We start from the raw sequence: 13,523 nt of genomic DNA, 5'->3' as shown, positions 1-13,523 counted from the left end.
GCCCGTCGTGCCGCTCGCCTGCGCGACCGTCACGGGCGCCGCGTTCGCAACGGCATCCGCAATCGCGGCCGCGCCGGGCGCCGGCTGGCTCTGCGCGAACGCCGGCCCCGCCAGCGTCGCCGTCAACGCCAGTTCCGCCCAGATGATCCTCTTGATGGCCAACGCCAACACTCTCTGTTTCATCGTTCCCCCTCTCGCTTGTCAGTAATACCCCATTCGCTGCGCGCGCGGGCCTCGTGGAACCCGCCGCACGTCCAGGGCATCCGTGTTCCGGAACCCGTCATTGCCAACCCGCCAATCGCCCTGCTCGCCACGGCCCGGCTCCTCCCCGACATCGGCATCGGGTTTCAGGCCAGGCCAAACCTTAAATTAGGCTTACTAATTGATTATTCTGAGCGCATGCGTTGTTTCTGCTTCATTCGCCGGATTGGCCGAACGTCGTTCGATTCTTCTAGAACAGCCTCGGTGTGCCGACCCAGACGATCACGGCTTCCTCGTCGGCCGTGTTTCGCCACGCGTGCGGCATCGTCGATTCGTAATGCGCGGTATCGCCGGTGTTCAGCGTGAAGGTGCTGGCCTCCAGCGTCAGCGCGACACTGCCCTGCATCACGTACAGGAACTCCTCGCCCGCGTGCGTCGTGACCTCCGACGGCGGCTGCCCGGCCGGCATGCGCACGAGAATCGCTTCCAGCTTCCTGCCGTCCACCAGGTTCGTCAGCCGCGCGAACGAGCTCGCCGAATCCGCGAACTGGAAGTACTGCAGCATGTCGGCGCGGCGCACCGAGCGCGCTTCCGACGGCGTGTCGATGAAATACTGGACCGTCACGCCGAGCGCCGCGGCGATCCGCACGAGCGACGTGATCGACGGCGTCGCACGCCCGCGCTCGACCTGCGACAGGAACGGCTTCGACATGCCGGCCGTCGCGGCCACGTCGTCGAGCGTGAGTTCCAGCCGTTGTCGCAGCGCCCTGATCTTGCTTCCTATCGAGACGGCGGCGAGCACCGACTCATCCGGTGGAAAAGCCATGCAGGCTACCTCGCAGCAACAATCGACCAAAGCTTGGCCAGATCCGCCGAACCGTCGGTTCCCTTCACGGTCCGAAGCACCTGCACCGCGCGCGCCTTCTCGCCTGCCACGTAATACGCCTCGCCGAGCCGCAACTGCGCGGCGTCGGGATGCTCGAGCCCGCCCTTTGCGATCGCCTGCTCCATCATCGACAGCCCCTGCTTCGCCTGGCCGGCGAACACCAGGTTCATGCCGGCATCGATCGGCGCGACCGGGTTCGCGGCATCCGCGCCCGACTGCATGCGCTTCGCCGCCAGCGCCTGCAGCCGCTTCTCGCGGTCGGCCTGCGCGTCCTTGCCGAGGACGCCCGACGCGAAACCCTGGTCGATCACCTGCTTGCCTTCCGCCGCGGAGCCGGCCACCAGCGCGAGCTGCGTCATCTCCATGTAACCGTCCGCGGACATCGGCGCACCCGTTGCCCGCCGCAGCCGGTAGATGTCGAGGTCCAGCGACGACAGATACCCGCGGTTGCCGCGAATTGCCGGCACCAGCTCATCCCAGTACGCGGCGCTCGGGTGGTACGCGACCAGCAGCCCGAGCGCGCCGCGATACGCGGCGCCGTCCTTCGCTTTCTGCGCGCACGTCGCGAGCATCTGCAGCTGCGCTTCGTCCGGCGCGTGACCGGCCTTCGCCTGTGCGTCCGTGCTTGCCCTGAGCTGGCTCACGACCTGACCGCAGTCGTTCGACAGGTAGTACGACTGCGTGAGCAGCGTGCGCATCTCCGGATCGGTTCCGCCTGCCTTGACGTAGCGCTGCGCGACCCGAATCGCCTGCGGGTAGTTCTTCTGGTCGAAGTAGATCCCCGCCAGCGCGGCCGTCGTGCGACGCTCGTCGTCGGCCGACAGCCGGCCCGAGCCCAGCACGCTCTCGTATGCCTGCGCGGCCGTGCCCGGATCGCCGGCCGCGATCGCCGCCGCGCCGCGCATCTGCTCGACCATGTATGTCTCGTACGGCGACTTGTTCGGCACAGCCGCCGCCTGCGCGATCTTGCCGAGCGCGTCGCGATACTTGTGCGCGCGGTACAGGTCCTGCGCCGCGGACAGCGGCTTCGCGACGTCCGGACGCAGCGCGTCCGCGGCCAGCGCGGGCCGCGCGAGCGTGCAAACCGCGCTCAGCGCCGCCAACGCGGCGATGCGTTTCCATCGTTGCTGGTTCATCGGCGCGCGCTTCCTCATTGCATGTATTGTTCGTTGCCGATCAGGCCGATCTTCGTCGCGCCGACACGCTGCGCCGACGCCAGCACGGCCGCCACATCGTGATACGGTGCGAGCTTGTTCGGCCGCAGGTGGATCTCGGCCTGCACGGGCTCCGCGGCCACCTGCGTCAGCTTTGCCTCCAGCGCCGCGCGATCGGGCACCGGCGTGCCGTTCCACGTCGTCGTGCCGTCGAAATCGATGTCGATCTGCACGACTTCCGGCGGTGTCGCGGGCGGCGGCGGATTGCCGACCGGCAGATCCATCTTCACCGAGTGCATCTGGATCGGGATCGTGATGATCAGCATGATCAGCAGCACCAGCATCACGTCGATCAACGGCGTGGTGTTGATGTCCACCATCACGTCCGGCTCACCGCCGCTGCCCGAAGATACGTTCATCCCCATCGTCGACTCCTAGCCGCCGCGCGCCGGCGGCTCTGTAATGAATGACACCTTCGCGATCCCCGCACGCTCGCACATCGTGACCACCCTGCCGATGAACTCGTAGCGCGTGTTCTGGTCGCCCCGCACGTGCACGCTCGGCTGCGGCTGCTGCTCCGAGATGCCCTTCAGCTTCGTCAGCAACGTCGGGCCATCCACCAGCTGTTCGCCCCAGAAGAAGTCGCCATCGCGGTTCACCGCGATCTCGACGCTCTTCGGCGTGGTCTGCAGCGGCTGCACGGTTTCCTTCGGCAACTGCAGCTGGATCGTGTGCGTCACCACGGGAATCGTGATCAGGAAGATGATCAGCAGCACCAGCATCACGTCGACGAGCGGCGTCGTGTTGATGTTGGCGATCACCTCGTCGTTCTCGTCCTGCCCGACGTTCATGGCCATCGCGCGTCTCCCCGCCGGTCAGTTGACCAGCGACGCGGACGGCGACGCGGACGGCGACGGCACGCGCGCCGGGCGCCGGTTGCCGGCCAGCAGCACCGTGTGCAGCTGCGCGCCGAAGTTGCGTACGCGCTCCATCACCGACTTGTTGCGGCGGACCAGGAAGTTGTAGCCGAGCACGGCCGGCACGGCCACGGCCAGACCGATCGCCGTCATGATCAGCGCCTCGCCGACCGGTCCGGCCACCTTGTCGATCGACGCCTGTCCGGCGATGCCGATCGCCGTCAGTGCGTGATAGATCCCCCACACGGTGCCGAACAGGCCGACGAACGGTGCCGTCGAGCCAACCGTCGCGAGGAATGCCAGCCCGTCCTGCATCCGGTTCGACACGTTCGTGATCGCGCGCTCGACCGACACGTCGATCCAGGTATTGCGATCCACGGCCTCCAGCAGCGCCTCGTCGTGATGCTCGCCGGCCTCGATCGCCGTCTCCGCGATGAAGCGGAACGGCGACGCGTCGTCCAGCAGCTTTGCGCCGTCCGACAGCGACGGGGCGGTCCACAGCTGCGCATCCGCCAGCTTCGCGCGGCGGTTCGCGCGGAGCTGCTCGACGAACTTCGTGACCATGATGTACCAGCTGCCCATCGACATGATCACCAGCAGGATCAGCACGAAGCGCGCGACGAAATCGCCGTTTTTCCACAGCGCGCCCAAGCCGTACGGGTTCTCGACCGCTTCCGTCGTCGCCGGTGCGGGCGGTGGGGACGGCTGCGCCGCCGGCGCGGCCACCGGTGCCGCCTGTGCCGGCTGTGCCGCCTGTACCGTCGTGCCGGCCGACGCCGTCACGTCACTCGCCTGCGCGAGCGCCAGTTGCGGTGCGACGAGTCCGTCCACCGCAGTAACGGAGATCAACACGCTTGCCGCCATGGCGGCCAGAGAACGCTTCGTCATACCCGACTCCAATTATTTCGTTTACCTAACCAAAATGAATCGACCCGAACCGCTCCGGCCTGGCGGTCTCGCCAGGCCGGCACCTGCTTCAATTCAGATTGAACGAGAACGGCACCTGCACCCTTACCGATTGCCCTTGCGCGACGCACTTGAAGCGCTTCACGGTGTTGTACGCGGCCCGGTCCAGCACCGGGTCCGCCGACTGCGCGACCCGTTCGTTCGTGATGTTCCCTTCCGCATCCACGACGAATTCGATCGTCACGTCACCCGTGATGTTGTTTTCCTGCGCTTCCTTCGGGTATTGCATCGACGCACGCATCGTGTCCGAATTCGGGCACACCACGCCAACGTCGTGGCTCACCGGCTTTGCCGCCGGCGCGGGCGGCGCCACCACCGGCGCCTGCACGGCCGGCGCGGACTGCACCGGTGCCGACTGGTGCGTGATGGTGGCCTGCGGCGGCGCCTGCACCGCCACTTCCGGCGGCGGGACGAACGGCGGCGGCGGCGGCGCGAACTTGGGCGGCGGCAGCTTGACGACCGGCATCGGCGGCAGAGGCGGCGGCTTCACCGGTTCGATAATGCGGGTTTCGATCGGATGCTGGATCACCTGCACGACTTTCGTCGCCAGGCCGTTGAGCAATGCGTAGATCAGCACGACATGCAGCAGCAGCACGGCCGCGATGCCGCCGAAACGGCGGACCGGATTCTGCTGCTTCTTGCCAAATTCCCGCGGGCGCCCCAGCGTAGCCAGCCCGCTGTTCGACGTGACCAGACCTTGTTCGACTTTCATACCCACCCTCATTCCCCCAGACGGGATTCGCCCGGTTTCACGGTTTCACCTCGCCACGGCGCCCGGTTTTTATCCGGCGCCGTGTAAACCCGGAGTCATGATTACATTTTCCTTTGCAGTCCTTTGCAAATGAATCACGACCTGACTTCGATTTATCCGGTAATGCAGAAGCTTCTCGCCATGCACACGTCTGACAGCAGGTTCGGCGCCGGCAATTCCGTTCGATCACGCATGCGTCGTCCGCCGCATTGCGCTTTCCGACGAAGCTGCGTCGATCGTTACAGGGTGATGTCATCCGTGCCGTGAATCTGGGTGCAGACGATATCAGGGAAAAAATTTACGCGTCAAACTTTATTTGATGGTTCTACACAAAGTTTGGAGGGTTTATTCTACTAATGATTCAGTAATCGATTTTTAATTAAAAAGGATGGTTCGAGTAATAAATTTGTATGCTTCTGCACATTATTAGTTAGGTTATTAAAAATACGCACATATATCGTGCATTGCACCAAATTTGCTTATTCCGGCGCGTGCGCAGGCCGGGAATGCGTCAGTCCGGAGACTGCGATCGGCGGCAGTTGAGCCGGGTCATGCTGCGTTGGCCACCCGGGTAGCCCGACCGCCTGTGTCGCACGACAGGCTGTCCGTTTCGATCACACTTCACTTCGCGTCAACGATGACGAATCCGCGTTCATTGAACGGACTCCGAAATTTCAAGATTCCGGATTCCGTTGCCGTTTGACAACCCTCGACGACGAAACGCTTCTCGACAGCGGTCTGGCCCGATCGATCATCACTGAAACGTTTCTCGCACGCCCGCCTTCATTACGCAAAATTACTTCATGAAAATTAGATGCTTGTGCTCATTGGCACATTGTTTGCGTTCCTTATCACGGAGGCACGGCTGCCCGTTCGTCGCGACCGCGCTATCGCGCCGATGGTCCGCTTCGGCCCGCTCGCTTGATTCATTTCTGTAACGCACCGAATGACGCCATCCGCGTCGGGAGGGCACCATGCAAACCCTCGGATCCAGACCATCGTCACGCCGGCTGGGCGCCCTGCTCGGCGGGATATGCTCGGCGCTGATCGCCGTCAGTGCGATCGTTTCACCGCCCGTGTTCGCGAGCGGCAAATTCCTGCCTCACGGTCACGGCTCGCTGCCGTCGGGCAACGAAGCCTGGGGCAAGCCGCACGTGTCGCCATCGGGCCCGCATCCGAACGACACGGTCAACAAGTCGACGACGAAGAATCGGACAACGAACCAATAAATTCATACGCCACACCTTTTCTGAAAACCGGGGGACTCGTCCGGAACGTCGGACACGTTGCGTGAGGTTTGACATGAGTGCTTTGCGAACATTATCCCGCCTGTTCGGGCTTCTGACGCGCTGCGTCGTCGCGTCAGGACTCTTCGCGGCGGCCGGCGTCAGCCATGCGGTGCCCGGCGACGCGCAGATCGACCTGAAGATCCTGATCCTCACGAGCCAGCAGGCGGGCAGCACGCCCGAGCTGGCAGCCGCCCAGTCGATCCTCGATCGCGTGGGCATCCCTTACGCGATCTACTCGTACGACACCAGCAACCCGACGCTGCCGCCGCTCGAAAACGGCGACCATGCGCTGTACCAGGCCGTCATCCTGCCGATCAGCGACTACCGCTACATGAACCCGTTCGCCGGCGGCGCGCTTGCGCAAACGCTCGCGCGCTACCAGTTCAAGTACAACGTACGGCTTGCGAGCTTCTACACGTGGCCGAGCGACAGCGGCTGCCTGCAATACGTGAACTACCAGAACACGACCGCGACGCCGCTGCCTTCGCTGCTGACGTTGACCGGACAAGCGCTGTTCCCGTACATGAACGCGGGTACGTCCACGCTGAACCCGCTCACGATCTCGAACGCGTGGACGTACTTCGCATCGCCGGCGAGCCCGTTGCCGACCGGCGCGACCGTCACGCCGATCGTGCAGGCCACGGGCCCCGGCAACACGACGTACTCGATCGGCGCGACCTGCCTGTTCGCGAACACGACGCCGCTGACGGGCGACAGCACGTCGCGCGAGACGATGTCGCTGATGTTCGACAACAGCCAGTACCTGACGCACTCGATCACGCTGTCCTACGGGATCGCGAACTGGCTCACGCGCGGCCTGTTCCTCGGCAGCCGTCACGTGTATATCGATCCGCAAGTGGACGACAACGGCATCCCCGACGAGATCTACCCGTACGCGCAATCCGATGCCACCGGCCTGTGGTACGACGTCAGGACCGGCGCGACGACCAGCACGAGCCCGCCCGGCGAATGCCCGCTCGGCAGCCCGGTCGGCTCGACGAACCCGGCGACCGGCCTCACCGCATGCGAATACCGGACCACCGGCGCGGACTTCGACAACATCGTCGCGTGGCAATCGGCCGTGAACCTGTCGACGCCGAATGCGTCCGCGGTCAAGCTCACGCTGGCGTTCAACGGCGAAGGCTACAGCACGGGATACGGCGGCCAGGGCGCGTACCCGCCGAGCGGCACCGATTCGCTGTCGCAGCAGACCGGATTGCTGCAGTACAACTTCAAATGGATCAGCCACACGTACGACCACGAACTGCTGGATCCGCCGTACACGACAACCGCCGCGCAAGTCACGACCGAACTGCAGAACAACCTGAAGGTCGCGAACCGATTCCGGTTCAGGACCTTCAGCACGAGCACGCTCGTGACCCCGGAAATCTCGGGACTGTACAACGCGACAACGCTTGGCGCACTCGTATCGTTCGGCACGCAGGTGCTCGTGTCCGACAGCTCGAAGCCGACGCCGCCCGCCGGCACGTCCGGCTGCCCGACGACCAACAACGGGGCGAAGTGGTCGCTGCCGGCGTTCAACGCAGGCAAGTACAACTGCGTGAACCAGCACATCTTCGAAGTGCCGCGCTATGCGACCGCGCTGTTCTACAACGTATCGCAGCCGACGGAATGGGTCGCCGAATACAACTACTTCTACGGCGCGAACGGGATCGACCCGACCCGCTGGGGCTATGACCTGACCTACGCACAGGTGATCGACAAGGTGTCCGACCAGCTCGTCGTCTACCTGCTCACGTACGACAACCGGCCGATGATGTTCCACCAGACGAACATGCGTGCGTATAGCGGCAAGAGCACGCTGCTCGGCGACCTGCTGAACGCGACGTTCACGAAGTACAACACGTACTACCGGAACCTGCCGATCGAGAGCCCTTACCTGTCGACGATCGGCACGCTCGCGAACCAGCGGATGGTGTACGACACGTCGAACGTCGTGGCGACGTTCACGCCCGGCAAGTCGATCGTCGTCAGCGCATCGCGTACCGACGGGCAGTCGGTCGTCGTGCCGGTGACGGGCGTCAAGTTCGGAACGTCGACCGAGACTTACGGCGGCCAGAACATCTCCAACCTCACGCTGCTGCCGGCGGCAGCCTATACGACGCAGATCACGCCGGCACCTGCCTGGCAGTAGCCTGCCCTGCTGCGAACGCGCGACCGGCATCGCACTGCAGCATGGACAGCACGGACGCCCGCCGCAAGGCGGGCGTTTCACTGTGACCGGGCCGCTGCGCCGACTGTACCTTTCCCTCGACGAAATCGAGGCCGATAATGTCGCTGTTCCCGCCAGCGAGGAGAGCGCCATGACCAGCCATGCTCCGTCACTCGTCGACCCCGATCTCGCCCAGGGCGTCGCGTCGGCCGACATACCCGAAGACGGCATGGTGGCCGGCCATGTCGGCGATGAAGCGGTGCTGCTCGTGCGCCGCGCTGGCACGTTCCATGCGGTCGGCGCAACCTGCACGCATTACGGCGCGCCACTTGCCGACGGCTTGCTGGTCGGCGACACGATCCGCTGCCCGTGGCATCACGCGTGCTTCAGCGTGCGTACCGGCGAGGTGCTCGGCGCGCCGGCGCTGACCGATCTGAAATGCTGGCGCGTCGACGAACAGGACGGCAACGTGTTCGTGCGCGAAGTGCTGCCGGTGGCGAAGGCGGAGAAGGCGCCGACCCCGTCGGCAGCGCCGCACCCCGAATCGGTGCTGATCGTCGGCGGCGGTGCAGCCGGCAACGCGGCGGCGGACTCGTTGCGGCGGCATGGATATCAGGGCCGCATTACGCTGCTGAGCGCCGATCTTGCATTGCCGTATGACCGGCCGAACCTGTCGAAAGACTATCTCGCCGGCACCGCGCCGGCCGACTGGCTCCCGCTTCATTCTCCCGCGTTCTACGCGGATCACGGCATCGACGTCCGCTGCGGCGTTCGTGCGACCCGGCTCGACCCTACAGGCAAGACCGTCACGTTGTCCGACGGCAGCCAGCTCGCGTACGGCGCGCTGTTGCTCGCCACCGGCGCCGAACCGGTGCGGCTCACGGTGCCCGGTGCGACGCTGCCGCATGTCGCCGTGCTGCGCACGCTGGCCGACAGCGATGCGTTGATCGCGCGCGCTGGAACCGCACGCCAGTGCGTCGTCGTGGGCGCAAGCTTCATCGGGCTCGAAGTCGCGGCCGCGTTGCGAACCCGCGGGCTCGACGTGCATGTGGTCGCGCCCGAAGCGCGTCCGATGGAGCGGATCCTCGGCGCAGCGCTCGGCGACATGGTCAGGGCGCTGCATGAAGCGCACGGCGTCGTGTTCCATCTGGGTGCGACGGTCGCTTCGATCGAAGCGGATCGCGTGACCTTGTCGACTGGCGTCGTGCTGCCCGCCGAGCTGGTCGTAGCCGGGATCGGCGTGCGTCCCGACGTCGCGCTCGCGCAGAATGCCGGCCTCGCGACGGATCGCGGCGTGACCGTCGACGCATTCCTGCAGACGAGCGCGCCGGGCATCTATGCGGCGGGCGACATCGCACGCTGGCCGGATCCGAGAACCGGCGAGCGCATCCGCGTCGAACACTGGGTGGTAGCCGAGCGCCAGGGCGCGGCGGCCGCGCGGAACATCCTCGGCCAGCAGCAGCGCTACGCGGAAGTCCCGTTCTTCTGGAGCCAGCATTACGATGTCGCGATCAACTACGTCGGCCATGCGGAACAGTGGGATCGCATCGACGTCGACGGCGATCCGGCCGCGCACGACTGCATGGTCACTTACTGGCGCGACGGCAAGCAGCTCGCGGTTGCAACCGTCGGACGCGACCTCGCGAGCCTGCGCGCGGAAGCCGCGTTCGAGCAGGCGACACCGGCTTGACACGATGCAGCACGACAGGAGAATCCTCACGATGATGACGCAGTTCAAGCTGGGGGACCGGGTCCGGTGGAATTCCGAAGCCGGCCACGTGACGGGCACGATCATCGCGATCCATACGCAGGACTTCGACTACAAGGGTTATCGGCATCATGCGTCGCCGGACGATCCGCAGTACGAGATCCAGAGCGACAAGACCGATCACGTCGCCGCGCATCGGGGCCGCGTGCTCGCACTCGTTTCCGGCGAGGGTGAAGCGTGAAGCTGCCGTTCTTCACGATCGGCCATTCCGACCGCACGCTCGACGATTTCATCGGGCTGCTGAACGATGCGGACATCGGCATGCTCGCGGACGTCAGGAAGATGCCGAGATCGCGAACCAATCCGCAGTTCAACGAAACGACGCTCCCGGTCGCGCTGGCCGCATTCGACATCGGCTACGAGCACGTGGCCGCGCTCGGCGGCCTGCGTGGCAAGACCCGAAGCGTGCCCGACGACGTCAACGGCTTCTGGACGAACGACAGCTTCCATCGCTATGCGGACTACGCGCTGTCCGCGGAATTTCGCGCGGGCCTCGACCATCTGATCGCGCAAGGGCATCGGCAGCGCTGTGCGGTGATGTGCGCGGAAGCCGTGTGGTGGCGCTGTCATCGACGCATCGTCACCGATTACCTGATCGCGCGCGGCGAGACGGTCTTTCATATCATGGGGCCGAACCGCCTCGAACCCGCGCGCCTCACGCCGGGCGCCGTCGTTCAGCCCGATGGCACGATCGTGTATCCGCGCGGTGAGGCCGGCGCCGAAGCCGATGCACCGAACCATCCGGACCAACGGGAGCAAGCGGACCAACCGGACCAACCGGACCAACCGGACCCGGCCTCGCACGCGCCCGATTGATTCCGGCGCGAGCCGACAAGGCTGTCGCAGCCGCCGGACTTCCGGCGCCCGCGATCCTGCATTACCATCTTGCGTCCGCCGCGGCTGCCGGCGCGCTGCCCGCTAGGCGGCGCAGCGGCGCCCCGGCCCGGCCAACCTTCCGCTCCCGCATCAATGCTCACGCTCGTCATCCTCGCTGGCCTCTGGGCCGGCCTGCAAAACTCCCTCGCCGGCGGCGGCTCGTTCGTCACGCTGCCCGCGCTGATCGTGTCCGGCATGTCGCCGCTGTCCGCCAACATCACGTCGACGGTCGCGCTGTTTCCCGCGCAGGTCACGACCGGCTGGGCGAGCCGCCATATGGTGCGCGGCGCCGGCACGCTGCCGTTTCGCACGCTGTTCCTGATCAGCATCGTCGGCGGCGCGCTCGGCGGCCTGCTGCTGCTGAAGACCCCATCGTCGATCTTCTCGCAGCTCGTGCCGTGGCTCGTGCTGTTCGCGACGGTCGTGTTCGCATGGGGCAGCTTCTTGCGCAAGCCAAGCGAAGAGACGGTCCATCTGGGCCCCGTCACGACCGGCGTCGCGCAGTTCGTGATCGCGATCTACGGCGGCTACTTCGGCGGCGGAATCGGCTTCCTGATGATGGCCGCGCTGACGATGGCGGGCCTGTCGCCGCGTCACGCGGCATCGACGAAGAACGCGCTCGCGGGCGTGATGAACGCGTCGGCAGTCGTGCTGTTCCTGACCTCGCCGCACCTGCATTGGCCCGCCGCGCTCGCGCTCGGCGGCGGCGCGGTCGTCGGCGGCCTGTGCGGCTCGTGGGCGCTGCATCGTGTGAACGAGCGCATCCTGCGGATCTCGATCGTGTGCATCGGCGCCGCGCTGACCGTCGGCCTGTTCGTCCGGCCGCTGTAATGCGCGCGCTGGCGTTGTCGCGCGCATTCGCCCCGTGGCACTCAGCCGAACGGCCGCACGCCGATCAGCCAGCCGTGCAGGAATAGCACGAACACCGCCCACACGACGAGGCCGGCCACGACCGTCATGACGTCGGCCGGCGTCCGGCCGGCCGGATAGCGCACGCCGTTGCGGCGATCGCGCGCGCGCGACACGACGAAATCGACGAGCGACCACACGAAGAACGCGCCGAACAGCACGACCGCGTGCAGCATGCCGTTCGCGAGCAGGTGTGCGATCGCCCACACCATCACGCCGGCCAGCATCGGATGGCCGACGAGCGGCTTGATGCGGTTGGCCGGCACGTACGATGCAGCGATCAGCACGAAGGCGATCGCGGTCAGCATCCCCGTCAGGTGCCGCACGCCCGCTGGCGACACCCACAACATCGTCGCGCCGGCGCGCGAGAGTCCGTAACCCCAGATGATCAGCACGAACCCGACGATCGACGCGATCGAATAAACCCCTTTCCAGCGGTTTTCGCCGAGCCGGGCGATCTGTGCGGACCGCCAGTCGTCCGCGAAGATGCGAATCGAATGCACACCAAGAAAGATCACTAAACCGAGAATCAGGACGAGCATAGGCTGTCTCCGTCTGGATATGAGTGGGGATGCGTGCCGCGCGGCGTTCCGTGCGCCGTCCGCGCCGATCATAAACGCCCGACCGGCCGTTGTGAAGCGCGCACGGCGCGCGGTGCGGTAAGCTACCGGGCATGCCCGCCGTCGCAGCACGACGCCATTCCCCACCTTTCGCCCCGCATCGCATGGCCCGATCGCCCCGCTACCCGACGCTTCCTTCGCTGCTCGCGCTGCGCTATTTCGAAAGCGTCGGCCGGCACCTGAGCATCAAGCGCGCCGCCGACGAGGTGCACGTGACGCCAGCCGCCGTCAGCCAGCAGATCGTGAAGCTCGAGCAGGAACTGGGCCTCGACCTGCTGACGCGCACGCCGCACGGGATCGCGCTCACACCGCACGGCACGCGCTACTTCGACGATCTGCAGGGGCTGTTCGCGCAGATCGTCGACGCGACCGACCGGTTGCGCCGGCATGCGAGCCAGACCGACATAGTCACCGTCAGCTGCGCGCACAGCTTCGCAATGCAATGGCTCGTGCCGCGCCTGCCCGAACTCGCACAGGCCGCGCCCGCCGTGGACCTGCGGATCAGCACGACGAACCGGCATGCCAGTTTCGCAGACGAACATGTCGATTTTGCGGTGCGTCATGGCGAGGGGCGCTATCCGGGCGTGATGTCGGAGCGGCTGCTCGACGATCCGTTATACCCGGTCTGCAGCCCGCGCATCGTCGACGCGCACGGGCCGTTCCTGACACCCGCCGACCTGCGGCGCGCGACGCTGCTGCACGACGAGCGCCGCGACGACTGGCGCGCGTGGCTTGGCGCGCATGCGGTGACCGGTGTGCGCGGCGACCGGGGGCCCGTGTTCGTCGATTCGAACGGGACGATCCAGGCGGCGATCGCCGCGCACGGCGTCGCGCTCGCGCGGAAGTCGATCGTGTCCCGCGAACTCGACGACGGGCGGCTCGTCGTGCTGTTCGACGCGCCGCTCGCGACGGATTACGCGTATTACCTCGTCTATCCGGAACGCGTGCTCGGCAGCCAGCGCGCCCGCGCATTCCGCGACTGGCTGCTTGAAGCCGCGCGCCCGCCCGCGCCG

At 66.0% G+C, this 13,523-nt stretch carries 15 protein-coding genes; 7 read left to right on the top strand and 8 right to left on the bottom strand.

Annotated features, from left to right (window positions below):
- The 7 genes from G3N94_RS34935 to G3N94_RS34905 form a co-directional block, all read right to left on the bottom strand.
- Positions 1–183: hypothetical protein (locus G3N94_RS34935; RefSeq protein ID WP_205798533.1), on the bottom strand; the 183-nt coding region annotated here is incomplete at its 3' end.
- 268 nt (positions 184–451) lie between these two features.
- Positions 452–1,027, bottom strand: coding sequence for a cupin domain-containing protein (locus G3N94_RS34930; RefSeq protein WP_205798531.1), 576 nt, complete (start codon positions 1,025–1,027; stop codon positions 452–454).
- A gap of 5 nt (positions 1,028–1,032) precedes the next feature.
- On the bottom strand, positions 1,033–2,223 hold the full coding sequence (locus G3N94_RS34925) for a tetratricopeptide repeat protein (protein ID WP_205798530.1): 1,191 nt from the start codon (positions 2,221–2,223) through the stop codon (positions 1,033–1,035).
- Positions 2,224–2,237: 14 nt separating this feature from the next.
- Positions 2,238–2,666 (bottom strand): biopolymer transporter ExbD, encoded by a 429-nt coding sequence (locus tag G3N94_RS34920; protein ID WP_205798528.1) that lies wholly within the window; start codon positions 2,664–2,666, stop codon positions 2,238–2,240.
- A 9-nt stretch (positions 2,667–2,675) separates the two neighbouring features.
- Complete coding sequence (locus G3N94_RS34915) at positions 2,676–3,098, bottom strand: biopolymer transporter ExbD (protein ID WP_124599192.1); 423 nt, start codon at positions 3,096–3,098, stop codon at positions 2,676–2,678.
- A gap of 18 nt (positions 3,099–3,116) precedes the next feature.
- Positions 3,117–4,046: a MotA/TolQ/ExbB proton channel family protein gene (locus G3N94_RS34910; protein ID WP_205798526.1), complete on the bottom strand. Its 930-nt coding sequence runs from the start codon at positions 4,044–4,046 to the stop codon at positions 3,117–3,119.
- Between the two features lie 88 nt (positions 4,047–4,134).
- The gene (locus G3N94_RS34905; RefSeq protein ID WP_205798525.1) at positions 4,135–4,836 is read right to left on the bottom strand and encodes an energy transducer TonB; all 702 of its coding nucleotides are present in this window, start codon (positions 4,834–4,836) and stop codon (positions 4,135–4,137) included.
- Between the two features lie 1,013 nt (positions 4,837–5,849).
- Here G3N94_RS34905 and G3N94_RS34900 point away from each other — a divergent pair.
- The 6 genes from G3N94_RS34900 (at position 5,850) to G3N94_RS34875 (ending at position 11,812) form a co-directional block, all read left to right on the top strand.
- Positions 5,850–6,104 (top strand): hypothetical protein, encoded by a 255-nt coding sequence (locus G3N94_RS34900; RefSeq protein ID WP_241022247.1) that lies wholly within the window; start codon positions 5,850–5,852, stop codon positions 6,102–6,104.
- Positions 6,105–6,177: 73 nt separating this feature from the next.
- Positions 6,178–8,319, top strand: coding sequence for a hypothetical protein (locus tag G3N94_RS34895; RefSeq protein WP_241022246.1), 2,142 nt, complete (start codon positions 6,178–6,180; stop codon positions 8,317–8,319).
- Between the two features lie 169 nt (positions 8,320–8,488).
- On the top strand, positions 8,489–10,027 hold the full coding sequence (locus G3N94_RS34890) for an FAD-dependent oxidoreductase (RefSeq protein WP_205798523.1): 1,539 nt from the start codon (positions 8,489–8,491) through the stop codon (positions 10,025–10,027).
- 31 nt (positions 10,028–10,058) lie between these two features.
- Entirely contained in the window at positions 10,059–10,286 is a 228-nt protein-coding gene (locus G3N94_RS34885) for a DUF2945 domain-containing protein (RefSeq protein ID WP_205798521.1), read from the top strand.
- Positions 10,283–10,921: a DUF488 domain-containing protein gene (locus G3N94_RS34880; RefSeq protein ID WP_346778755.1), complete on the top strand. Its 639-nt coding sequence runs from the start codon at positions 10,283–10,285 to the stop codon at positions 10,919–10,921. The genes G3N94_RS34885 and G3N94_RS34880 overlap by 4 nt, the downstream gene beginning before the upstream one ends.
- Before the next feature lie 153 nt (positions 10,922–11,074).
- A complete protein-coding gene (locus G3N94_RS34875) occupies positions 11,075–11,812 on the top strand; it encodes a sulfite exporter TauE/SafE family protein (protein WP_205798519.1) in 738 nt (245 codons plus the stop codon).
- 41 nt (positions 11,813–11,853) lie between these two features.
- Here G3N94_RS34875 and G3N94_RS34870 read toward each other — a convergent pair whose 3' ends face one another.
- On the bottom strand, positions 11,854–12,432 hold the full coding sequence (locus G3N94_RS34870; RefSeq protein WP_205798517.1) for an NnrU family protein: 579 nt from the start codon (positions 12,430–12,432) through the stop codon (positions 11,854–11,856).
- Between the two features lie 182 nt (positions 12,433–12,614).
- Between G3N94_RS34870 and gcvA the strand changes: the two genes are divergently transcribed.
- The coding region (gcvA, locus tag G3N94_RS34865) for a transcriptional regulator GcvA (RefSeq protein WP_205798515.1) at positions 12,615–13,523 on the top strand (909 nt) is incomplete at its 3' end.

Origin of the sequence: Burkholderia sp. Ac-20353 (assembly GCF_017104785.1) — a bacterium.
Lineage (GTDB): Bacteria > Pseudomonadota > Gammaproteobacteria > Burkholderiales > Burkholderiaceae > Burkholderia.
Note: the sequence above shows the minus strand (reverse complement) of the source record. Positions and strands in the feature narration are given on the sequence as shown.